Below are 22,702 nucleotides of genomic sequence, written 5' to 3'. Positions count from 1 at the left end.
GAGCATCGGCTGACCAAGCCCTACCATCCTTGGACGAACGGCCAGGCCGAGCGGATGAATCGAACCATCAAGGACGCCACCGTCAAGGTCTACCATTATGACGACCTGGAAAGTCTCAAGGCCCATGTCCTGGCCTTCGTCACTGCTTACAACTTCGCCAAACACCTCAAGGCGCTCCGATGGCGAACGCCCTATCAAGCAATCTGCAACGCCTGGACAAGGGACCCGTCAATCTTCAAAATCAATCCGCACCATCTCATTCCGGGACCACACACCTAGCCCTGTAGCGAGGCGCCGAGCAGCAGTGCGCCCATGGCAATCACCAGCAGGGCGCCTAGGATTTCGATCGTATTCCCGATCCACACCGACGCGGCTGAGCCGCGCCCGGCGAGGCGCATCGCAGTGCCTTTGGCAGTGACCGCGAGCGTTGCCAGCATCGCGACCGTTATCGCGGTGCCAAGCGACATCGCGATCACCGATAGCACGCCGCCGAGATAGAGGCCGTTCAGCAGCGAGAATGTCATGACCAGCAGCGCGCCCGAGCAGGGGCGTAAGCCAACGGCGATGATGGCCGACCAGGCTTCGCGGACATTGAACTTCTCGGCCTTGAGCAGGGACGGATCGGGCATGTGCGATTGGCCGCAGGTCTCGCAGGCCATGCCGGCAATGAACTTGTGCCCGGCTCTGAGCGCCTGTGCTTCACCGAAGGCGTAGCTCGAACCTTGCTTCTGCGCTGCATTGTCCTGCCAGTCCAGCATCATGCTGACGGGGCCAGACGACGTTGCCATGACCTCACGGCGTGGCATGCCTGCAATGATCCCCCGCAGCTTGCGGAACAACAGCCAGCAACCGAAGAGGATGACCAGGATGAAGCTGGCAATCTCCATCGCCTGCGTCGCGGCCGTCAGGCTTATGCCGGTGCCGCGCAGCACCAGCCATGCACCGCCGACAAGTGCGATTGCGACAAATCCCTCGAGGAAGGCGGAGACGAAGGAGATGGATACGCCGCGTTTCAGCTCGATCTCATTGGCGATCATGTAGGAGGAGATAACAGCCTTACCGTGCCCGGGGCCGGCGGCGTGAAAGACGCCATAGGCGAAGGAGAGGCCGATCAGCGCCCAGAGATGCCAGGAATCCGCACGCATGGCTCGCAGCGCACCCGTCAGGGCACGATAGAAGGCCTGCTGCTGTGCATTGACATAGAGGAGGAGGGGAGCAAGCGGGCCGCCCGTCGGCTGGAAGCTCGGTTCCGATGTGCCGATGCCGAGCGGCGACTGCGCATGCGCAACGGCCATGCCCGCGACCAGCACGAATGCGGCGCCGAGCGCAATCGGCCGAAGCCGGTGTCTCAGCATGTGAGATCCAGTCGCGTCGCGAAGAGCTTCGACATGTTCGTCCCCGTCGGGTCGTTGAAGAAAGCGTCGGTCAAGGACTGCTTGTTCTCGGCGATCACCTGGTCGGCATCGGGGCGGACGACCTGGTGCTTGCAACTTTTGAACCGGTCGCCGACCAGAACCAGCTCGTTGTCGGTCGGGAAGTCGATCGAGGTGTAGAGCGTCGGGTCGTAGACACCGAAGGTAAGGCCTCCCTTGAGCGGCATCTTTTCTGCCGGCTTGACGGCGAAGAACATCAGCAACTGACCCTGCTTGTAGTCCACATGGATCAGGTCGGGCTTCTCGACCTTTATATTCTTACCGTTCATCGTAAGGTTCATGTAGTAGTCGTAGTCGACCAGCGAATCCCGCACGGTCTTGCCGACCTCGGCCAGCTCGTTCGGGTCCAGCTTCAGATCGGTGTTCTTGTCGAAATCCATCACGACGGACGACGAGAATACCTCGTCGAAGCGCCAGACGTTGCGCAGTTCAGCAACGTTGCCGTCGTCATCGGCGACGACCTCCAGCCGCGCTTCGACAAACACATGCGGGTGTGCAAAGGCTGCGGCTGGCAAAAGCGACAGGAGCGACGCCATCAGGAATGTCGATTTCTTCATGCGTGCTCTTACTGCGGGATCCCAAACTCACCTGATTCCTCGCCAGTAAATGGGACGGAATTGGGACCGGCCCCAGACGGGAAGCGGTCAGGAATGCTTCTTGAACCAATTGTGAAGGTAGTCGACGAAGATGCGGACCTTGGCCGGCAAGTAGCGGCGATGGGGGTAGACGGCATAGATACCGCGATCGGTCGGAATGTAATCGTTGAACAGCGTCACCAGCTCGCCGCTCTCGATCGGCTTGCGGGCGATGAAATCGGGAATCAGCGCGACGCCGATGCCTGACAGTGCGGCGCGCAGCGTCGCATGTGGGCTGTTGACCTCCATGGGGCCTGTCACCGCAACGGCAAAAGATGTGCTGTCCGGATTGTAGAAGCGAATGCTGCCCTGGCTGCGCGAGTTGGTGTCGACGATGAAGGGGACGTTCGACAGATCCGATGGGTGGGCAAGATCCGGATGGCGCTCCACGAAGTCGGGTGTCGCGCAAAGATGGACGCGGAAATCCGAGATCTTGCGGGCGATCATGCCGGAGTCCTCGAGCTTGGTCACGCGAATGGCGACATCGAAGCCTTCCTCGATGAGATCGACGAATCGGTCGTCCGCGGCGATCTCCAGCGCGAGATCCGGGTTTTCCTTGGCGAAGTCGATCAGCGACTGGCCGACCTCGGCATCGACGAAGGTGCGTGGCACCGAGACCTTCAGTCGGCCCTTCAGTTGGGCGTTATTCTCGCGCACGAGATCGGCGAGGTTGTCGATCTCCTTCAGGATGTCGGATGCCGTGCGGTAGTAGGTATGACCGGCCTCGGTCATGGAGAATTGGCGGGTCGTCCGGTTCAGCAGCAGGGCGCCGAGTTCGTCCTCCAATTCACGCACATATTTCGACAAAAGCGCCTTGGAGCGGCCGGTGCGCCTCGCCGCAGCCGAAAAGCCTTCTGCTTCAACGACATCGATGAAGGCGCGGATGCGGGTGAGGGTGTCCATGACGATCTCCTGAAAAAGCGCCGAACCACCATTCAAATCAGTCGGTTGCGGGCCGTTTTACCACGTTGAACAAATTGCGGTGTATTGTTCAAATATTTTCTGCCGGGAGATGCGAAAAAACCGCTTGATTATGACGGCGAATATTCCTATCTCGTGGTCAGCCCAAAGTCGCACGTGCCCATGGGTGTCCGCCGAACCCTCGAATTGGTGAGGAAATCGGTAAGGTACCTGGAATTAACCCCTCCAGTCGCTATTCTGGCCAACCGGAAAATGCGAGGACGCCTGAAGCAACGACGGTGCGGGCCTTTTTGTTCTCTCCCTGCTTTCCATCAGCGGGGGTTACTGAAGAGGCACACCTTCATTGCCGGAAGTGCGGTAGGGAACTCCCTCCAATCCATGGCAGACAAAGCCGGATCCATGTCGCTTTCGCGGCGTTGATCCATCATTTGCGCTATCAAGCGCTTGCTAAGGTTCCGGGGTCTCCACCGGCTGGTTCCTATGCGAGCGATTGATTGCCCTTTGTCCTCCGGTTTTCCGGAGCTCTGGAATTGGAAGAGGGAATCGATATGACCACCCAGCGCATCCGCGACTTTCTCGCAACCCGACGTCCCGACGGTCCCTGCCTCGTGGTCGACCTCGACGTCGTGCGCGATAATTTCTCTGCTTTCCGTCACGCCATGCCGGACAGCGCGATCTACTACGCCGTCAAGGCAAACCCGGCTCCGGAAGTCCTGAAGCTGCTCGCCGACATGGGCTCGAGCTTCGATTGCGCGTCAGTCGCTGAAATCGAAATGGCGCTCAATGCCGGTGCAACCGCTGCCCGTATTTCCTTCGGCAACACGATCAAGAAGGAACGCGACGTTGCCCGCGCGCATGCGCTCGGCGTCAGCCTCTTTGCGGTCGACAGCCACGAGGAAGTCGAGAAGATCTCGCGTGCCGCTCCCGGCGCCCGCGTGTTCTGCCGCGTCCTGACGGATGGTGAAGGTGCTGAATGGCCGCTGTCGCGCAAGTTCGGCTGCGTCCCGCAGATGGCTGTGGACGTTCTCGTCTACGCGCATCAGCTCGGCCTCGAGTCCTACGGTGTGTCGTTCCACGTCGGTTCGCAGATGACCAAGGTCGATGCCTGGGATTCGGCTCTCGCCGACGCCAAGCGCGTCTTCGTTCAGCTGGCCAAGCAGGGCATCCACCTGCAGATGGTCAACATGGGCGGCGGCTTCCCGACCAAGTATCTGCGTGATGTTCCGTCGGCGGAAGCTTACGGTCGTGCGATCTACCAGAGCCTTCGTGACCACTTCGGCAACAACCTGCCGAAGACGATCATCGAGCCGGGCCGTGGCATGGTCGGCAACGCCGGTGTCATCAAGACTGAGGTCGTGCTGATCTCGAAGAAGTCGGACAACGACGCAGCCCGCTGGGTGTTCCTCGACATCGGCAAGTTCGGCGGTCTCGCCGAGACGATGGACGAAGCCATTCGTTACCCGATCCGGACCGAGCGCGACGGCGACGAAATGGAGCCTTGCGTGATTGCCGGCCCGACCTGCGATTCCGCAGACGTGCTCTACGAGAAGAATCTTTATCCGCTGCCGATCTCCCTTTCGATTGGCGACGAGATCCTGATCGAAGGCACCGGGGCCTACACAACCACCTACTCGGCGGTCGCGTTCAACGGCTTCGAGCCGTTGAAGGCCTACGTCATCTAATATTGCCAGCCCCGTAGCCAGCCGGGGCGGCATTCTCACAATTCATATCAATCGCCGCTCATATCGGTTTTGGGTACGGGAGGCCACGATGGCCGCTGTTCTTGATTCTGTCCGCGCATTTTTTGCGCCTTCTGTCTTTACCATCGACGCCGAGAACGCTGGCGACGTCGTGGCTCGCGAAAACCTGCTGGATCGTGCCATGGGCGCGAACCGCCGCAAGAAGTCGTCGGAAAAGATCCGCCGCGGCCGTGTGCCGGCTGAAGGCCTGGCGCTGGTTGCACGCGATCGCGACGGCCATGTCATCGGCACCGTGCGCCTGTGGAACGTCGAGGCCGGCGTCAACGCCGAAGGCACGCCGATCAACGCGCTGCTGCTCGGGCCGCTGGCGGTTGATGCGAGCTTCGAGGGCAAGGGCGTCGGTTCGGCGCTGATGCGCGCCGCCATGCTGGAAGCGAAGAACCGTGGGCATGGCGCGATCCTGCTCGTCGGCGATGCCCCTTACTACGAACGTTTCGGTTTTTTTTCCGGGAAGGCTCAACATCTCGTCATGCCGGGTCCCTTCGAACGCTCGCGCTTCCTGGCGCTGGAGCTCATCGAGGGCTGGCTTGACGGTGCGGCCGGCATGATCGTCCCCTCGGGGCGGATGCTGGCAAGCGCCCCGGTCCGCAGGGCGGCGTGATCGGCAAGGCCTCTCCCCTGATGGGGAGGGGCCTTTTGTTTTCTCGTTTTTCGGAAATCAAGTTTAGGAGGCGCCGGAAAACCGGACGAACGCTTAGCCTAAACTTTTATGACTGCGTGCCCCCTCAGGCTTCAATTATTTGACGACGCTTGTGTCGACCAATTGAGTTCCGGCAGTCTGAACGACATTTTCAGGTATAGCGGCGATGAAGAACATCGTGAAAGCATAAACCGCGAATATAGTCGCTGCGGCAGTGGCCCTTAGAATCATTCATGCACTCCTATTCTCAGGAGTCCAATGTGGGCTCAAAAAGTGGCTTTCCAAAGAGTTTTCTGAACGCCAGATGAACAAAAAACTGTGAGAGCAAAAATTAATGATATTTTAGCAACACCTGAGTTTCGCCCCAAAGTGGGCGAAATTCCTGATTTGTTCTCACGAATTTGCAATTGTTTCAAGCATATAGATGAAAGTTTGGGCATTGGTTTTCCTCGCTGGCGCGTGGTCGCCCTATAATCTCCTCGTCATCTGGCAGGGAGCCGGGTTCATGAACCGGTCCGCCTTCCGTTCATATTTCGGCGCTCGATGATGGTTGCCGAGGCTGGGTCGGATACCGTCAGGGTTGAAGATCCATCGGGGAATCGGGATCGGGAGACGCTCCTGTCGACTTTGAGAAGCCGGAAAGCTCGCCGCAATCGGGCAGGCGATGCAGCCTGACATCCCATTCCGCTACCCCAAATCGCCTGCCCACTCCTATCGGGAAAACCGTCACGAAGCATGGCTTCGCGCGGCGCCTTGGGCTGCCTGCGGGATGGCGGCCTACGCCTGTGGTCGTGTTCATCAGACGCGTCCCTGCCGATCATAAATTTTCACGTCCGCGTGAGCCGCATCGGGCGGACGATGATTTTGCGTTCTGCCTACGCTAGCTCAGCGAAATGATCACGCGCCTCGCTTTGCTCGTCGCTTTTCTGCTGTCGCCGCTCGCTGCCGTTGCACAGCCGGAGAACGGCCGGACGGCAGTTTTGCTCGAGAGCTTGTCCTCACGCGTGGAGTTGAAGCCGCTGAGAACCGTGATCGTCGCCAGGGATGGGCGGACGGTGGCGGAACAGGGCTACGGCGACCACGCCGCGACTGAGTCAGTCAACATCAAGTCCGCTTCCAAATCGATCATTTCATGCCTCGTCGGCATCGCCATCGAAAAGAAACTGCTGGAAAGCCCGGACCAACGGATCGCTCCGATCCTGAAAGCTGAGCTGCCTGCCGATCCCGATCCGCGGCTTAACGAGATCACCATCGGCAACCTACTTTCGATGCAGGCGGGGCTTGGTCGCCTGTCTGGTCCCAATTACGGGCGCTGGGTTGCCTCGCGCAACTGGGTGCGTTTTGCCCTTGCCCAACCTTTCGACGACGCGCCTGGCGGTCAAATGCTCTATTCGACCGCCTCCACGCACCTTCTCTCGGCGATCCTGACGAAGGTCAGCGGGAGGTCGACGCTGGCGCTCGCCCGCGAATGGCTGGCACCCGTTAGCGGCTTTAGGATCGGCGCCTGGGAGCGCGACCCGCAGGGCATCTATCTCGGCGGGAACCAGATGGCGATGACGGCCCGCTCGCTGCTGGCTTTCGGCGAACTCTATCGCAACGGCGGCAAGGCTGCGGATGGTACGCAGGTCGTGCCTGCGGACTGGATCGCGCAATCGTGGCAGCACCGCACCAATTCGCGCTTCTCCGGCGACGATTATGGCTACGGCTGGTTCTCGCGACAGATTGGCGGCGAGGAGGTCCATTTCGCCTGGGGATATGGCGGCCAGATGCTCTACATCGTCCCCTCGCTCGGCTTGACTGTTGTCATGACATCGGACGAGAGCGGCCCATCGGCGCGCACCGGCTACCGCGATGCGCTGCATGGTGTTCTTGCGGAGATTATCGAGGCGGCGCGGCTGTCCTGATAACACAGCCGCGCAAAAGCTTAGGCTGCGATATCGACGACACCGCAATCGCCGGCTTCGGAAGCGAAGGCCAGCAGCTTGCCGTTCTTGCTCCAGCTCATCGACGTGATCGCGCCTTTGCCGGGTCGGCGCAGCAGCGCTTCCTTGCTGTCGGCAATGCGGACGGCGAGGATCATGCCGTCGATGAAGCCGATCGCCAGGATGTCTTCGACAGGGTGGAACTTCACTGAGGTCGCCATGATGTTGGCGCGGGTGCCGAGCTCGAGCGGCGCTTTGCCCATCGGGCCGTCTTTGCCCTGGAATGGCCAGACGATCGCAGCCGGCGCACCTGACGAGGCAAGCCACTTGCCCTTCGCGGACCACGAGAGAGACTTCACCTTGGCGGGGTAGCCGGTCATGCGCATGTGCCGGGCTTCAGCGCCGGCCTTGCTGTCGAGCTTCCATCCGTGCAGTGCGTTCTCCTGCATCGTCGTGACGAGGAAGTTGCCGTCAGGCGAGAAGGTGACGCCGGTATGGGCGCCCTTCCATTCGAGGTCGACCGGCTTGGCAGCGGTGCCGACCCAATGCAGCGACACGCCGTTGTAGCGCGCGGCGGCAATGCGCATGCCCTTGGGCGCGAAGGCGAGGCCTTCGACGGTCCGCTCTTCGGTAAATTCCTTGGTCGTGCCGTCGGCGAGGCGCACGAGAGCGCTCTTGCCGTAGGAGTAGGCGACGGCGCCCTGCGGGCCGGCGGCAAGCTGGGAAATCCATTTGCGCGGCGCGTTTGCAAGCTCGGTCACCCCGGCATCGGCTCCGATGCGCAGCACCTTGCCGTCCTCACCGCCGGAAATCAGGCTTTCGCTATACGGGTCGCGGATGCAGCTCAGCATGCCCTGATGGGCCTCGGTCACCTTCTCGCCGCCGTCGAGGCGGTGGATGGTGCCGGCGGCATTGGCGAAGAAGGGGGTGTCACCTAAAAATTCGACGGCCAGGATATGGCCGTCGAGATCAAACGGGGCAACTGTGGGCATCAGGCCGCCGCCTCGCACGCCTTGAAGGAAGCTTCGAGCTTTTCGTGATCAAGTTCGCGGCCGATGAAGACGAGACGGGTCTCATGCTTCTCGCCGTCCTTCCAAGGGCGCTGGTGGTCACCTTCGATGATCATGTGGACACCCTGAACGACGTAGCGTTCGGGATCGTCCTTAAAGGCGATGATGCCCTTGAGGCGCAGGATATTCGGCCCCTGAGTCTGCGTGATCTTCTGGATCCAGGGGAAGAAGCGTTCCGGGTTCATTTCGCCGCCACGCAGCGAGACCGACTGCACCGTCACGTCATGGATCGGCGACATGGCGCCATGATGATGGTGGTCATGATCATGATCATGGTGGTGATGGTCATGATCGTGGTCGTGATCATGCGCATGATGATGATGGTGGTCGTGGTCGCAATCCGGACCGCAGACGTGATCGTCATGGTCATGATCAAGAAAGTGCGGATCGTTCTCCAGCGCGCGCTCCAGGTTGAAAGCCCCCTGATCGAGAACGCGGGCCAGATCGACGCCCGAGCGGCTGGTCTTGTAGACGCGGGCCGAGGGATTGATGGCGTGAACGATATCCTCGATCTGCGCCAGCTCTTCCGGCGTGACGAGGTCGGTCTTGTTAATCAGGACGACGTCGGCAAAGGCGATCTGGTCTTCGGCCTCGCGGCTGTCCTTCAGGCGCAGCGGCAGATGCTTGGCGTCGACGAGAGCGACAACCGCGTCGAGTTCCGTCTTGGCGCGCACGTCGTCATCCATGAAGAAGGTCTGGGCGACCGGCACAGGATCTGCAAGGCCCGTCGTTTCAACGATGATGCCGTCGAAACGGCCGGGGCGGCGCATCAGGCCTTCGACAACGCGGATCAGGTCGCCGCGCACGGTGCAACAGACGCAGCCATTGTTCATCTCGTAGATCTCTTCGTCGGATTCGACAATGAGGTCATTGTCGATGCCGATCTCGCCGAACTCGTTGACGATGACCGCATATTTCTTGCCGTGGTTCTCCGACAGGATGCGGTTGAGTAAGGTCGTCTTGCCGGCGCCGAGGTAGCCGGTGAGAACGGTAACGGGGATAGGCTTCTGCTGGGTGGGGATCGCGTCGGTCATAAGAACCTCGAGAGATGGCACGCCCGGGGGCGGGGCTGAAAATTCGTCGGTCTCATATAAGGAGTTGCGGGCGGCAGTTCAAAGGGTTTTGTATGTTATAAGATCACATCGCACCGGCGATGGTTTCAATCGAGCTCCGCCGCGTCGAATGCATCGACGTCCTGCAGCAGTTCGGCCAGCCCCCTCACGGACTGCGCAATCAGCGCCTCGCCCTTCTCCGCCGTCGCCAGCGACGCGTTGCCCGCCACGCCCGATGGGCTAAGGTCAGACATTTTCCATCCGAAGGCGTGCGGGCCATAGGCACGCAGATGCTTGAAGCGGGCAGCGAAATCCGACTGTCGGGACGGGAAGTCTGCAGCCTTGGTCATGTCGACCTTATCCGGGTGAAGCGCCAGCATCACCGACGTCTCGATGTCGCCGCCGTGGATGTCGATCGCCTTTGCCTCGGGCGAGATGACATCGGCGGGAACGCCGAAGCGCGTCCAACTCGTGGCGACGGCGAGCATGTTGAACCGGACGCGGGCCTCCGTCGCAACGATCGTCATCAGCGGTGAGTTGCCGCCATGGGCATTCAACATCACCAACTTGCGAATGCCCATGTCCGAGAGCCTCCGGGCAATGCCGAGCCAGCGTTGGATGGCCTCTCCATATGTCAGCGTTTGCGTACCCTTCACGTCCATGTGCTCGATCGAATAGCCGACTGTTTCTGTCGGCAGAAACGTGACCGGCGAGGCGGCGGGAATTGCAGCCTTGAGCCGGGCAACGATGCCGGCTGCAATCAATGCGTCGGTGTCGAAGGGCAGGTGAGGTCCGTGTTGCTCGTGGGCGCCAAGCGGCAGGATTGCGATCCACCGACTGCGGTCCGAGGGGGAGAGATTCGGATCGTTGTGTTCGAAGTCGCGAGAAGGCACATTCATCCGGCTAAGCCCTCTTGTTTATGACGAGATGATGCGCAATGTGATAGCGCAGCGTTCTCAATGCTTATCGCATAAGCCCTTAAACCAAAATCGATTTAGGGGAGATGATTATGAATGTTCCGGCTCCCTTGCAAGGCGAGGGATGCGCAACACGGCAAAGTCAAAGGAATCGCGATGGGGAAGAAGCACAAGGACGGTAAGAAGCAGAAATCCAAGAAGAAGGACCAGACCGAATATACGGTTGTAGATCTTTCGCCGGCTTTGACACAGGCGGCCCGCTCGATGCGCACCGTGCTGTCTCGCAACCTGCTTGAAAGCGGTCTCTATGCCGGCCAGGACGGCGTGATTTTGCTGCTCGCGGAAACCGACGGGATGACGGCAGGCGGGTTGGCACAGAAGCTCGGCGTCAAGGCGCCAACCATGACGCGCACGATCGGGCGCATGGAAGCCCAAGGCTTCCTCGAACGCAAGCCGGATGCCGACGATGCCCGCCTGACCAAGGTCTATCTGACTGAACTCGGTCGCGGCAGCGTCCAGGCAATCGAAATGGCGTCCTCGGCGTGCGACAGCATGGCCACCCAGGAGTTCTCCGAGAAGGAAATTCGCAATCTTGTCCGTCTGTTGAAGGCAATCGACGGCAACTTGCAGTCCGCCGCCATCCCTCTCGATGAGCCTGAGGAAATCTGACAGATTTGTGAAATTACGAATTGCTTCGTTGCGTTTAATCTTTTAATTAAACATTTTAATAGTGCTCGACTCTTGAAATGGTTGGGCGCAAGGACAACCGCGCGTTGCCTGGGGAGGACACGTGGCTCAAAAGATAAAGCTTTCGACGATCGCCGAAACGCTCGGCATTTCCACAGCAACCGTATCTCTTGCCTTACGTGACAGCCCGCTCGTGGCTGGTGCCACCCGGGACAAAATCAAGGAACAGGCCCGCGCACTTGGCTATATCTATAACCGCCGCGCCGCCAGCCTGCGTACGTCCCGCTCTGGCATCATCGGTGTCGTCGTCCACGACATCATGAACCCGTTCTATGGCGAAATCCTGAAGGCGATCGAAAGCGAGCTCGATCGCAGTCGGCACACCTTCATTCTGTCGAACCATTACGACTCCGTCGAAAAGCAGCGCACCTTCATCGAAACGCTGCTGCAGCTCGGTGGGGACGGTGTCATAATGTCCCCGGCGATCGGTACGCCGCCGGAGGATATGCAGCTTGCGGAAGACAACGGCATGCCGGCGATCCTGGTGGCCCGCTCGCTGGACGGATTGGACCTTCCGACCTATCGCGGCGACGACAGCTACGGCATTTCGCTCGCCACCAACCATTTGATCGGCCTTGGCCATCGCTCGATCGCCATGATCGGCGGTACCGACCAGACGTCGACGGGACGCGATCGCTATCAGGGCTACGTCAATGCGCTGCGCAAGGCCGGCATCGATGTTGATCCGGGTCTACGCATTCCCGGTCCGCGCTCGATGCAGGGTGGTTTCGAAGCGGCGGTGCATTTCCTGTCGCTGCCGCAAAAGCCGACGGCGGCGGTCTGCTGGAACGATCTCGTCGCGATCGGCCTGATGAACGGCATTTCCCGCGCCGGTCTCGTTCCCGGCAAGGACATTTCCGTCACCGGCTATGACGACCTCGAGGAAGCGTCAATATCGATGCCGGCGCTGACCACCGTCTGGAATGGCCAGGCGGAAGTCGGACGCCTTGCTGCCCGCGCGCTTCTCGATCGCCTGGCGGGCAGCCACGAGCCCGACGGCATCCATCTGATCAAGCCCGAGATGCGCATCCGCCAGTCGACCAGCCCCTACCGACCGCGCCCGTAGCAAGCCAAGAGGAAGTGCCATGTCCCGCATCGCCGTTCTCGTTCCCGGGAAGATACACGAACGCGTCCTGACGCGCCTGAAGGAGAGCTTCGACGTTGTCGAAGCCAATCCCTCGACGCTTGACGCGGAGGCCGCTGGAAAGATTCGCGGTGTCGCCGTTTCCGGCACATTTGATTCGGCAGCAATCGACAGTCTTCCGAAGGTCGAACTGATCTCCAGCTTCGGTGTCGGCTATGACGGCGTCGATGCCAAGCATGCGGCAACCAAGGGTATCATCGTCACGAACACGCCCGATGTGCTGAACGACGAGGTCGCCGATACGGCGATCGGACTGCTCCTCAACGCGGTGCGAGAGCTTCCTCGTGCCGAGAACTGGCTGCGGGCCGGCAACTGGAAGCCCGGGCAGAACTATCCGCTGTCGCGCTTCTCCCTGAAGGGGCGGCATGTCGGGATCTATGGCCTTGGCCGCATCGGCCAGGAGATCGCCAAGCGCCTGGAACCGTTCAAGGTGAAGATCAGTTATCATACTCGCTCGCGCCATGCCACCGCGCCCTATGGCTACTACCCGTCGCTGAAGGACCTTGCGGAAGCCGTCGACACGCTGATCTCCATCGTCCCGAAGACGCAGCAGACGCACAAGACGATCAATGCCGACATTCTTTCGGCGCTCGGCCCCGACGGCGTGTTCATCAATGTCGGGCGCGGGTGGACTGTTGACGAAGGAGCGCTTGCAGCGGCACTGAAGGCGGGAACGATCGGCGCGGCCGGCCTCGACGTCTTCTACAACGAACCGAACGTGCCGGCTTCGCTGCTCGATCTTCCGAACGCCGTGCTCCTGCCGCACCTCGCCTCAGGCTCGGTGCCGACGCGCAATGCGATGGCGGATCTGGTGGTTGACAATCTCGTTGAGTGGTTCGGGAAGGGCCGGCCGCTGACGCCAGTTCCGGAAACACCAGCGAAGGGCTGATTATCTCAATCTCGGGCCGGGATGAGGCGCGCACGCGGACAGACCGTCGGCCTCACCCCAGTCTACTGTGCCTGGCTACTTGGCGACGTGCCAGACGCCGCCGACGCCATCGCCTGTCATATCGCCGGGCTTCTTGTCTCCGGCGAACGTGTAAAGTGGTTTACCTTCGTATGCCCACATTTCCTTGCCGTCGGCCGCCTTGACGAGTGTCCATTCGCCTTCGGCCTTGGCCTTGGCGGCGGCGTGGAAGGCTGGCCACTTCTTCAGGCAAGCCTCGTCGCAGTTCGATTTGCCCATGGCGTCCTTGTCGAACGTGTAGAGCGTCATGCCTTTGGCGTTTGCCAGGATCTTGCCCATCTTCGTATCGACCATTTTGGCCGGTTCCGCCGCAAACGCCGCAAAGGCGGTTGCAGCCAACAGGCCGGCAGAGACGATCAGCGTTTTCATGGTTACCTCCTGTTCAGGAGTGCCAGCGGGATGCTGGTAGCGCCCGATGTGAGCAAGAAACGTTCCTGCGACTTGGCGGTTCCATGGTCTCGCTGACAGCGGTGCGCATTCGGATTTGTTTTACTCGATCGCACGCAACGCGCATCTTTCTGCTGGAAGCGTCCAGGGCATTGTTCGCGTATGCGTTGAAAAGTGTGGTCAGCTATTGCAGAACTTTCGAATGGGGAAATCTCCCTATCAGATGGCTGCTGCTGCAAACTGTCTTGCCAAACCCAGGGTGGATCGCAATCCGATGAATGAAATGCGACGCAAGCTGACGACCATCTTCTCGGCCGATGTCCAGGACTATACGCGGCTGATGGGCGCCGACGAGGAGGGTACCCTTGCCATGCTGAAGTGGTCGCGCGATGCGATGTCGCGGCTGATCGGCGCGCATGGCGGTCGGGTGATCAATACCTGGGGCGACGGCCTAATCGCGGAATTTCCGAGCGTCGTCGAAGCGGTGCGCGCTGCCATCGATGTCCAGAACGAACTCGTCGGAATAAACGCCGCCCGGCCGGCGGAAGGACGCATGCTCTATCGGATCGGCATCAATCTCGGCGATGTCATCGCCGAGGGTGACGACCTCTACGGCGACGGCGTCAATATCGCCGCCAGGCTTCAGGCTTCCGCAGCAGCGGGCGGCATCGTGATCTCCAACACAGTCTACGACCAGGTCCGCAACAAGGTCGCCGTCGGCTTCGATTTTCTCGGGCCACTGACGGTGAAGAACGTTAGCGAGGCCGTGCCGAGCTATGCTGTGCGGATCGGAGACGACGTGTCCACGACGCCCGCACCACCCGCTCGCCCGTTGCCGGCGGCTGCGGCGCCTGCGCCGGGGCGCCCCCTTGCACCGAGGGTGCGGAAGATTGGCGGGGTGTTCGCGGTTGTCGCGATCGCGTTGGTCGTGATCAATCTTTTGACGTGGCAGGGCGAGTTCTGGGCCGTCTGGCCGCTCCTCGGCCTTGCCTTCGTCGCTGCGATGGCCTGGAACCGGAATCAGAGCCGCTTCGACCAGCGTCTTGCCGGCTTGGCCGTTATCGGCATTAGTATCGTTATCATCAACTTGCTGACATGGCACGGGGTGTTCTGGGCGATGTGGCCGCTGCTGGGCCTGGCGGTCGCCGTCGGCCTGCGGTGGGCGATGCGAAGGTAAACGCAGGAGCTCCTATCCGCCGTGCTCGGATGGGACAAATTGATTCGACTGCCTGCGGTCGCTGTGATCCACTCGCCAAGTTTTATTGCCAATCTCGAAGTATCCAAACCAGGGAGCTGAACATGGGCAATACCTCTGGGCACAGCGAGACTGCGGCCAGGACCCCGGCAATGCGGACGGCCGCCATGAAGCTCGAGGTCATCGTCATCCCGGTCTCGGACGTCGACCGTGCCAAGCAGTTTTACAGCAATCTCGGTTGGCGGCTGGATGCCGATTTCGTCACGGGCGACGATTTCAGGGTCATTCAATTCACGCCTCCGGGCTCGCCCTGCTCCGTCATCTTCGGCAAGAACGTGACGGCGGCCGTGCCCGGCACGGCGCAGGGCCTCCATCTGATCGTTTCCGATGTCGAAGCCGCTCGTGCCGAGCTCGCCGAACGCGGCGTCGCGCTGAGTGATGTCTTCCACGATGCCGGTGGCGTCTTCCATCATGCCGGCGAAAATGCACGCGTGAGAGGTCCGCATCCCCAGCGCAAGAGCTACGGCTCGTTTGCTTCATTCAGCGATCCGGATGGAAACGGCTGGCTGTTTCAGGAGATCACGACCCGACTGCCTGGGCGCATAGATGCTGATGAAACGATGTATTCGTCTGCCAGCGATCTCGCCGCGGCCTTGCGCCGTGCGGAAGCCGCTCATGGAGAACATGAGAAGCGCATCGGCAAGCGCGATGAAGACTGGCCGACCTGGTATGCGGAATACATGGTTCGCGAACAGGCGGGCAAGCCGCTGTCATCGTAGGTTTTCACCGTGCAGCCATAAAGGGCCGCGCAACTGGCAGGCCAATCAGGCGGGGGTTTTTTCCGCCGCCTTGGCGAGCTTGCCTGCCGCGTAATCCCTGACCGCATCGCCGAAAGCAGAGAAGATCTGGTTGGACGGCTTGTCGGTCTCGGCCCAGTACTCCGGGTGCCACTGGACGCCGACCGCAAAGGCCGGGGCATCGATCACGGACACGGCCTCGATCGTGCCGTCCTCGGCGACGGCCTCGACCTGCAGGCGCGGCGCGGTCTTGGCGATCGCCTGGCGATGCAGTGAGTTCACCCTGATCTCGCCGGGGCCGACGATACCTGCGATGCAGGAGCCTTCCTTGACGAAGACGCTTTGGCGGATCGCGTACTTGCCGTCACGGTCTACCTCGGCCGGGGTGCGATGATCCCATATGCCTGGCTGGTCCTGGATTTCGCTGGCAAGCGTGCCGCCCATTGCGACGTTGAGTTCCTGAATGCCGCGGCAGATTGCGAGCAAGGGAATGGCGCGGTCGATGGCACGGCGGATCAACGGCAGAGCGGTGGCGTCACGGGCGATATCGAAGGGGCCGTCGGCATCGGTCGCCGTTGCCCCATAGTAAGACGGGTGGACGTTGCTGGCCGAACCGGAGACGAGAACGCCATCGACGCGGTCCAGAATCGCGTCGGTTCCGTATCCTTCCTCGAAGGCCGGAATGATGAAGGCCATGACACCGGCGGCATTGAGTGCCGCGCGCACATACTGATGCTGGACGGCGTGCCATGTGGCACCGTCGAAGGTGCGGATATCGGCAGGAACGGCGACGATCGGCTTCGTCATTTTAACCCCGGTCGGAAGATGGAATTGGTGTATTGAGAGAGCCGAGAACGGCCCGGAAGTCAACGTCTCGGCGCAATCGCGGGCGGAATTACGGCAGTCGTGGCCGCCGGCTCCGGCAAATTACCGCTAACCTGCTGATTCTCATGGAAATGCACTTCGCCGCCATATTGCCGTTGTGATGCCAAAGACTAATGGCACAGTGCTTGAAACACGGTCGCCACCGTGCTTAGCTTCCCGCCATTGCTGCGGGTAGAGACGAGGGTTCGCCTCGCAGTGCCATCTATACGGGAGGTTTTTGATGGATCGTCGTTCATTCATGAAGAAGGCAGGAACCGCCGGCGCCGGCGCCGTTGCTGCTGCGGGTGCACTGGCAGCACCCGCCATTGCACAAGAGAACCCTAAAATTTCGTGGCGCATGACGTCGTCGTTCCCGAAGAGCCTCGATACGATCTATGGCGCTGCGGATGACATTGCCAAGCACCTTGCCGCGGCAACCGACGGCAACTTCACCATTCAGCCTTTTGCGGCCGGCGAAATCATTCCGGGCCTGCAGGCCGCCGATGCCGTCAGCGCCGGCACGGTCGAGGCCGCGCACACGTGCTCCTATTACTTTGTTGGCAAGGATCCGACTTACGCGATCGGCACTGCCATTCCATTCGGTCTGAACGGACGCCTGACCAATGCCTGGTTCTACGAAGGCAACGGCAACACGCTGATGAATGAGTTTTACGCCACGCAGGGCATCTATGGCCTGCCGGCCGGCAACACGGGCGCCCAGATGGGCGGCTGGTTCCGGAAGGAGATCAATACGCTTGACGACTTGAAGGGCGTCAAGATGCGTATTGCCGGTCTTGCCGGCCAGGTCATCAGCAAGGTTGGCGTCATTCCGCAGCAGATCGCCGGCGGCGATATTTATCCGGCCCTTGAAAAGGGCACGATCGACGCTTCAGAATTCGTCGGTCCCTATGACGACCTGAAGCTCGGCCTGCACAAGGTCGCGAAGTACTACTATTACCCCGGCTGGTGGGAAGGCGGCCCGACGGTCCACGCCTTCTTCAACCTCGAAAAGTGGAACAGCCTGCCTAAGCACTATCAGGCGGCACTGACCGATGCCTGCGCCTTTGCCAACACAAACATGATGGCAAAGTACGATGTGAAGAACCCCACGGCACTCAAGCAGTTGGTGGCGGAGGGCGCCACGCTTCGTCCCTTCAGCCAGGAAATCATGGAAGCCTGCTTCCAGGCTGCCCTCGGGATCTACGCCGAGATTTCGGCCTCGAACCCGTATTTCAAGAAGATCTACGAGGATCAGACCGCGTTCAAGCGCGATGCGTATCTCTGGGCGCAGCTGTCGGAGTACACCTTCGACACGTTCATGATGATCCAGCAGCGCGCCGGCAAGATTTGACCGACAGTCCAGTTCGGACAAAGAAAAAGCCCCGGATTTTGGTCCGGGGCTTTTTGTTGTCAGTTTATCTTCGGGGGCTGGCTGAGGTCCGTTGCAGGCGGCGCGGGCGTTGCGGGTGCCGGCGCGGGCGGCTGGCCGGGCAGGCCGTTCATCGGCGGCAAGCTCAGTCCGGGCATTTGCGGTGGGCCGCCGCCCGGGGCTCCCAGCGGGGGCAGCGACAAGCCGTTGCCGCCGAAGCCCGGCACTTCGATCTTGATCGAGTTCGGATCGACTTTCGGTCCCTTGTCCAGCCAATACGTTACCGATTGTGGCCAGAAGATCACGATCGCGACGAGGACCAGCTGCATGCAGACCCAGGGCAGGGCGCCCATGTAGATGTCCGACGTCTTGACGCTGCGATCGGCAATGGAGCGCAGGTAGAAAAGCGCGAAGCCGAAGGGCGGGTGCATGAAGCTCGTCTGCATGTTGACGCAGATCAGCACGCCGAACCAGATCAGGTCGATGCCGAGGGCTGAGGCGACCGGCGCCAGCATCGGAATGACGATGAAGGCGATCTCGAAGAAATCGAGGAAGAAGGCCAGCACGAAGATGAAGATGTTGACGAAGATCAGGAAGCCGACCGGGCCGCCGGGGATGCCCGACAGCATGTGTTCGATCCAGCGCGAGCCGTCCATGCCTTGGAAGACCAGGCTGAAACAGGTCGAGCCGATCAGGATCATCACCACCATCGAGGTGATGTGCATGGTGGAGCGCATGGCCTCCTGCATCAGCGGCCAGGTGAGGCGGCGGTGCATGGCGGCAAGCACCATTGCGCCGACAACACCGAGCGCACCGGCTTCGGTGGGGGTTGCGAGCCCCATGAAGATCGTGCCGAGAACCAGGAAGATCAGCACGATCGACGGGATCATCCCGGACAATACCCGCAGGAGCAGCGCCCAGTTGAAGTCGCCCCGCACTTCTTTCGGCAGCGGCGGCATAGAGGCCGGCTTCAGGATCGACAGGATCAGGATATAGCCCATGAAGATCGCGACCTGCAGGATCGAGGGGCCGATGGCGCCGAGATACATGTCGCCGACCGATTTGCCGAGCTGGTCGGCAAGGACGACCAGCACCAGGGACGGCGGAATGACCTGGGTAATGGTGCCGGAGGCGGCAATGACGCCGGTGGCCAGCCTCGGGCTGTAGCCGTAACGCAGCATGATCGGCAGCGAGATTACGCCCATGGTGATGACGGATGCCGCAACGGTGCCGGTGATGGCGCCAAGCACGGCGCCGACGAGGATTACCGCGTAGGCAAGGCCGCCGGGAACGCGGCCGAACAGCTTGCCTGTTCCCTCGAGCAGATCTTCAGCCAGTCCGCAGCGCTCCAGTATGGCGCCCATGAAGGTGAAGAAGGGGATGGCGAGCAGCAGGTCGTTGGAAACGATCCCGAAGAAGCGCAGCGGCAGGGCCTGCAGGAAGGCCTCGGTGAAATGTCCCGTGGCGATGCCGATGATGCCGAAGAACAGGCCGACGGCAGCCAGCGAAAAGGCGACCGGAAAGCCGTAGAGCATGAATAGAACCATGCCCACGAACATCGCCGGCGGAATAATGCCGAAATCAAACAATGGTGTTCCTCCGGTCCGGCTTACTGCAGCGGTTTTTCGTATTTCGTATCGATCAGGATGTAGCCGGTCAGGGCGGCGATCCGCTTGATCAACTCGGAGATCCCCTGAAGCGACAGCAGCCCGAAGCCGAGAACGAGGATGAACTTGACCGGCCAGCGGATCAGGCCGCCGGCATTGGCAGAGATCTCATGCTGTTGGTAAGAGGACAGGAAAAAGGGCCAGCAGAGCCAGGTCAGGAAGATGCAGGCCGGGATCAGGAAGACGATGAGGCCGATGATATCGATCCAGATCCTCGCTTTGTCGGAAACGGAGCCGTAGATGAGGTCGACGCGTACATGTTCGTTCATACGCAGCGTGTGTGCTGCACCGAGCACAACGATGAAGGCGAAGAGATACCATTGGATCTCGAGCCAGCCGTTGGAGCTATAGTTGAACGAGTAACGGATGAGTGCATTGGCGGCGCTGATCAGGCAGCAGAGCAGCACCATGTATTCGGACAGTTTGCCCATGAATTGGCTGACCGCATCGATCAGCCGGCTGACCGTCAGCAAAGCCGGCATGCCTTTCCCCCTTTTTATCGTGCCTGTTTCGACACGTTCTCCTCTCTGGATTGGTAGACTAGGGTGTTTCAAATTGGAAGATTAAAGGGGGCGTGTTGGAATATAGTCTTATGCGAAGCGCACGCCGCAGGCACTGCCGACGACTCCCTGGCACTGCCGACAATCGAGCATGGCAGGCCCGGAATCAAAGATCTCCTTGTAGCTGCGTAAACCTTTATGAAACCAGGATTTTCGCGTTATGGTTTTAAAAAATTCAACCAAATCTATGGTTTGGACGAAATCAATTTTTAAAGGGTTCGCAGTAAGGTCTCGCCGCACAGGAAAAGCATGGATGAAGCCACATAACCCGGGCAGGGTTCCAACGGATGTGTATCTGTCGTTTGTGAGTTCCCTTTCTGGGAACCGCATGACGTTGCTCGTCGGTGTTATCGTTCACGCGGCGACTTGCCTCGCAATCGCCGCCAAGACGCAGTCTTTCCTGTATCTCATCCTCGCCGCTGCCTTCGTCCTTGTGTTCGGCGGACGCATGGCGATCTTCTGGCAGTTCGATCGCGTCGACAAAGAAAGACTCTCGTACGCCGGAATCCAGCATTGGGAGCGAATTCTCGTGGCCGGCGCTGCCGGCACCACGACACTCCTGGGCATTGCCAGCGGTTATGCCATATTCTTCTTGGGCGATGGTTTTGCGGAGCTCGCCTGCATTGCCGTGACCATGGCCACCATGGTTTCCGTCGTCGGCCGCAACTACGGTTCGCGCATGGCGATCGACCTGCAGACCTTCTCTTGTTGCCTGCCGATGATCATCTGCAGCCTGATGGCGCTGGACTTCTATCGTGGAATCCTGTCGATTTTTCTCATCCCATTCTGGCTGACGACACGGGCGATGGCCAACGGGGTGCGCGAGTTTCTCTACGAGAATGTCATTGCGCGCCGGGAAATCACCGTGATCGCCGACCGTTTCGATACAGCGCTCAATAACATGCCGCATGGCCTCGTCATGGTCGATCCCGAAAACCGTATCCAGGTGATCAACCGCAAGGCCTGCGAACTTCTGAAGATCGGCGACCCCGAGCGCTTGAAGGAGCGCGACCTCAGCGCGGTCCTGCGTTACGGCGCCCGCTACAGCTTTATGGATTCCACGCAGCCGGAGCTCATCCTCCGCCAGATGACCCAGGTCGCCGATGGCAAGCTGTCACGCATGCTCATCCATTTTCCCGAGGATCTGTCGCTTGAATTCTCCGCAAGCCGCCGGCCTGATGGCGGCGCGGTGCTGATCTTCGAAGACGTGTCCAGCCGCGTGAAGGCAGAGCAGAAGATCTTGCACATGGTTCGATTCGATGCTCTGACCGGGTTGCCGAACCGCGAGTATTTCAGCCATCTCGTGCAGGACTATCTGAACAAGCACCCGAAAAAACGCGGGCCTGTTGCGTTCATGGTGCTTGATATCGACGAGTTCAAACACGTCAACGACATGCGCGGCCATATCACCGGCGACCATCTTCTCTGCGCTATCGCCAACCGCATCGAGGAGCAGGCGCGCAAGGCCATCGTCGGCCGTCTGATGGGTGACCAGTTCATCCTGTTCTTCCCGCATGCGAAGGATATGGAAGCGCTGGACGCAGAAGTTCGTCGTTTGCATGCTGCCATCCAAGGCAACTACGAAGCCGATGACGTGACCTTCTTGGTTTCGCTGAGCGGTGGCTTTGCGCTTCTTGAAAGCGATGCCTTCGCGATGGAAGAGTGGAGCATCAAAGCCGACCTGGCATTGTTCGAAAGCAAGTCGAAACAGCGCGGCGGTATTGCAAGCTTCGAGCGCGAGATGGATGGCCGCTACATCGAGCAGCAGAAGCTCAAGGCCGATCTGCGCGAAGCGGTCGGGATGCAGGGGCTCAGCATTGCCTACCAGCCGATGTTCAAGGCCGACGGCTCGCGTATTGAATGCGCCGAAGCGCTTGCTCGCTGGGTGCATCCGGAAAAGGGTGCCATTCCGCCCGACGTGTTCATCCGCCTGGCGGAAGAGATGGGCATCATCTCGGACATCACACGCTTCATCCTGATGAAGGCCTGCGCAGATTGTATGACTTGGCCCGAGCATATCGCGGTCTCGGTGAACCTTTCCGCCAGAGATCTGCGGGATGCAGACATTCTTTCCGCGGTTTTCGAAGCACTGAGCGCCTCGGGTCTGGGGCCCGAGCGACTGCATCTCGAAATCACCGAGAGTTGCTTGATCGACGAGCCGGCCGCTGTGCGCGCCATCCTGGCGGACCTGCGGGCGCGCGGCATCACGATCGCCATCGATGATTTCGGCACGGGTTTCTCGAGCCTCAGTTACCTCGACACGCTTCCGCTTGATATCGTCAAGATCGACCGGTCCTTCCTGCGAAACATCGTCGAGGACGACCGCCGCCTCAAACTGCTGCGCGGTACCGTCAATCTGGCGCGTGAACTTGGCCTCAAGATCGTCACCGAAGGTGTAGAGACGACCGAGCAGTTGGCCCTTCTCAACAAGTATCGTGCGACCGATCTCGTGCAGGGCTATGTTTTCTCGCCGGCCGTTCCGGCGCAAAATATCGCGATCCTTTCGCAGAGCCTTGCGGGCGGCCCCACCCCGCGCCGCCGCCCTAAGGTAGCCTGAATCTCAAATTTTCAGCTTGTGGAAGCGGCCCATGCCGCTCCGTTCCCTGGCGAACGCCGTTAACCTTAACAATTCAAATATAACGCAAATTATCGTTG

21 protein-coding genes are annotated in these 22,702 nt (G+C 60.3%); 11 read left to right on the top strand and 10 right to left on the bottom strand.

Going from position 1 to position 22,702, the window contains the following annotated elements; all coding sequences use genetic code 11:
• Positions 1–279: integrase core domain-containing protein (locus tag AF71_RS18000; RefSeq protein ID WP_169682353.1), on the top strand; the 279-nt coding region annotated here is incomplete at its 5' end.
• On the opposite strand, the gene AF71_RS17995 is transcribed toward AF71_RS18000, so the two are convergent.
• From AF71_RS17995 to AF71_RS17985, 3 genes are all read right to left on the bottom strand, one after another.
• Positions 276–1,295: a nickel/cobalt transporter gene (locus AF71_RS17995; protein ID WP_246733724.1), complete on the bottom strand. Its 1,020-nt coding sequence runs from the start codon at positions 1,293–1,295 to the stop codon at positions 276–278. The genes AF71_RS18000 and AF71_RS17995 overlap by 4 nt on opposite strands.
• A gap of 53 nt (positions 1,296–1,348) precedes the next feature.
• Positions 1,349–1,990: a DUF1007 family protein gene (locus AF71_RS17990; RefSeq protein ID WP_018856556.1), complete on the bottom strand. Its 642-nt coding sequence runs from the start codon at positions 1,988–1,990 to the stop codon at positions 1,349–1,351.
• 87 nt (positions 1,991–2,077) lie between these two features.
• Complete coding sequence (locus AF71_RS17985) at positions 2,078–2,971, bottom strand: LysR family transcriptional regulator (protein ID WP_018856557.1); 894 nt, start codon at positions 2,969–2,971, stop codon at positions 2,078–2,080.
• A gap of 566 nt (positions 2,972–3,537) precedes the next feature.
• On the opposite strand from AF71_RS17985, the gene odc2 reads away from it, so the two are divergent.
• From odc2 to AF71_RS17970, 3 genes are all read left to right on the top strand, one after another.
• Positions 3,538–4,671: an ornithine/lysine decarboxylase gene (gene odc2 / locus AF71_RS17980; protein WP_025658907.1), complete on the top strand. Its 1,134-nt coding sequence runs from the start codon at positions 3,538–3,540 to the stop codon at positions 4,669–4,671.
• 88 nt (positions 4,672–4,759) lie between these two features.
• Positions 4,760–5,350, top strand: a complete 591-nt coding sequence (locus AF71_RS17975) for an N-acetyltransferase (protein ID WP_018856560.1) — start codon at positions 4,760–4,762, stop codon at positions 5,348–5,350.
• Positions 5,351–6,282: 932 nt separating this feature from the next.
• Positions 6,283–7,293, top strand: coding sequence for a serine hydrolase (locus AF71_RS17970; protein ID WP_113470629.1), 1,011 nt, complete (start codon positions 6,283–6,285; stop codon positions 7,291–7,293).
• Positions 7,294–7,313: 20 nt separating this feature from the next.
• Here AF71_RS17970 and AF71_RS17965 read toward each other — a convergent pair whose 3' ends face one another.
• The 3 genes from AF71_RS17965 to AF71_RS17955 all read right to left on the bottom strand — a co-directional run bounded on the left by AF71_RS17965 (position 7,314) and on the right by AF71_RS17955 (position 10,332).
• Positions 7,314–8,303: a WD40 repeat domain-containing protein gene (locus AF71_RS17965; RefSeq protein ID WP_026371715.1), complete on the bottom strand. Its 990-nt coding sequence runs from the start codon at positions 8,301–8,303 to the stop codon at positions 7,314–7,316.
• Complete coding sequence (locus tag AF71_RS17960; protein WP_018856564.1) at positions 8,303–9,415, bottom strand: GTP-binding protein; 1,113 nt, start codon at positions 9,413–9,415, stop codon at positions 8,303–8,305. The genes AF71_RS17965 and AF71_RS17960 overlap by 1 nt, the downstream gene beginning before the upstream one ends.
• Before the next feature lie 125 nt (positions 9,416–9,540).
• Positions 9,541–10,332: a creatininase family protein gene (locus tag AF71_RS17955; protein WP_025658912.1), complete on the bottom strand. Its 792-nt coding sequence runs from the start codon at positions 10,330–10,332 to the stop codon at positions 9,541–9,543.
• Positions 10,333–10,506: 174 nt separating this feature from the next.
• Between AF71_RS17955 and AF71_RS17950 the strand changes: the two genes are divergently transcribed.
• The 3 genes from AF71_RS17950 (at position 10,507) to AF71_RS17940 (ending at position 13,130) form a co-directional block, all read left to right on the top strand.
• Positions 10,507–11,019 (top strand): MarR family winged helix-turn-helix transcriptional regulator, encoded by a 513-nt coding sequence (locus AF71_RS17950; RefSeq protein WP_169682349.1) that lies wholly within the window; start codon positions 10,507–10,509, stop codon positions 11,017–11,019.
• Between the two features lie 121 nt (positions 11,020–11,140).
• A complete protein-coding gene (locus AF71_RS17945) occupies positions 11,141–12,163 on the top strand; it encodes a LacI family DNA-binding transcriptional regulator (protein WP_018856567.1) in 1,023 nt (340 codons plus the stop codon).
• Between the two features lie 19 nt (positions 12,164–12,182).
• Complete coding sequence (locus AF71_RS17940; RefSeq protein ID WP_169682347.1) at positions 12,183–13,130, top strand: 2-hydroxyacid dehydrogenase; 948 nt, start codon at positions 12,183–12,185, stop codon at positions 13,128–13,130.
• Between the two features lie 75 nt (positions 13,131–13,205).
• On the opposite strand, the gene AF71_RS17935 is transcribed toward AF71_RS17940, so the two are convergent.
• Positions 13,206–13,577 (bottom strand): hypothetical protein, encoded by a 372-nt coding sequence (locus AF71_RS17935; protein WP_018856569.1) that lies wholly within the window; start codon positions 13,575–13,577, stop codon positions 13,206–13,208.
• Positions 13,578–13,869: 292 nt separating this feature from the next.
• Here AF71_RS17935 and AF71_RS17930 point away from each other — a divergent pair, with 292 nt between their 5' ends.
• Together AF71_RS17930 and AF71_RS17925 are read left to right on the top strand one after the other, a co-directional pair.
• Positions 13,870–14,772 carry an adenylate/guanylate cyclase domain-containing protein gene (locus tag AF71_RS17930; RefSeq protein WP_113470658.1) on the top strand — a complete coding sequence of 301 codons (903 nt, stop codon included), beginning with the start codon at positions 13,870–13,872 and terminating at the stop codon, positions 14,770–14,772.
• Between the two features lie 122 nt (positions 14,773–14,894).
• A complete protein-coding gene (locus AF71_RS17925) occupies positions 14,895–15,569 on the top strand; it encodes a VOC family protein (protein ID WP_113470631.1) in 675 nt (224 codons plus the stop codon).
• Positions 15,570–15,614: 45 nt separating this feature from the next.
• On the opposite strand, the gene AF71_RS17920 is transcribed toward AF71_RS17925, so the two are convergent.
• Positions 15,615–16,394 (bottom strand): gamma-glutamyl-gamma-aminobutyrate hydrolase family protein, encoded by a 780-nt coding sequence (locus AF71_RS17920; RefSeq protein ID WP_018856572.1) that lies wholly within the window; start codon positions 16,392–16,394, stop codon positions 15,615–15,617.
• A 298-nt stretch (positions 16,395–16,692) separates the two neighbouring features.
• Here AF71_RS17920 and AF71_RS17915 point away from each other — a divergent pair, with 298 nt between their 5' ends.
• The gene (locus AF71_RS17915; RefSeq protein ID WP_018856573.1) at positions 16,693–17,802 is read left to right on the top strand and encodes a TRAP transporter substrate-binding protein; all 1,110 of its coding nucleotides are present in this window, start codon (positions 16,693–16,695) and stop codon (positions 17,800–17,802) included.
• 59 nt (positions 17,803–17,861) lie between these two features.
• On the opposite strand, the gene AF71_RS17910 is transcribed toward AF71_RS17915, so the two are convergent.
• Entirely contained in the window at positions 17,862–19,409 is a 1,548-nt protein-coding gene (locus tag AF71_RS17910) for a TRAP transporter large permease subunit (protein ID WP_018856574.1), read from the bottom strand.
• A gap of 20 nt (positions 19,410–19,429) precedes the next feature.
• Positions 19,430–19,969 (bottom strand): TRAP transporter small permease subunit, encoded by a 540-nt coding sequence (locus tag AF71_RS17905; protein WP_018856575.1) that lies wholly within the window; start codon positions 19,967–19,969, stop codon positions 19,430–19,432.
• A 331-nt stretch (positions 19,970–20,300) separates the two neighbouring features.
• On the opposite strand from AF71_RS17905, the gene AF71_RS17900 reads away from it, so the two are divergent.
• On the top strand, positions 20,301–22,604 hold the full coding sequence (locus AF71_RS17900) for an EAL domain-containing protein (protein WP_169682345.1): 2,304 nt from the start codon (positions 20,301–20,303) through the stop codon (positions 22,602–22,604).
• Positions 22,605–22,702: the final 98 nt, after the last annotated feature.

It is taken from the genome of Rhizobium sp. 57MFTsu3.2 (assembly GCF_012932765.1).
Lineage (GTDB): Bacteria > Pseudomonadota > Alphaproteobacteria > Rhizobiales > Rhizobiaceae > Rhizobium > Rhizobium altiplani.
The sequence above is the reverse complement of the archived record's forward strand: the minus strand, read 5'-3'. Positions and strand labels throughout refer to the sequence as shown.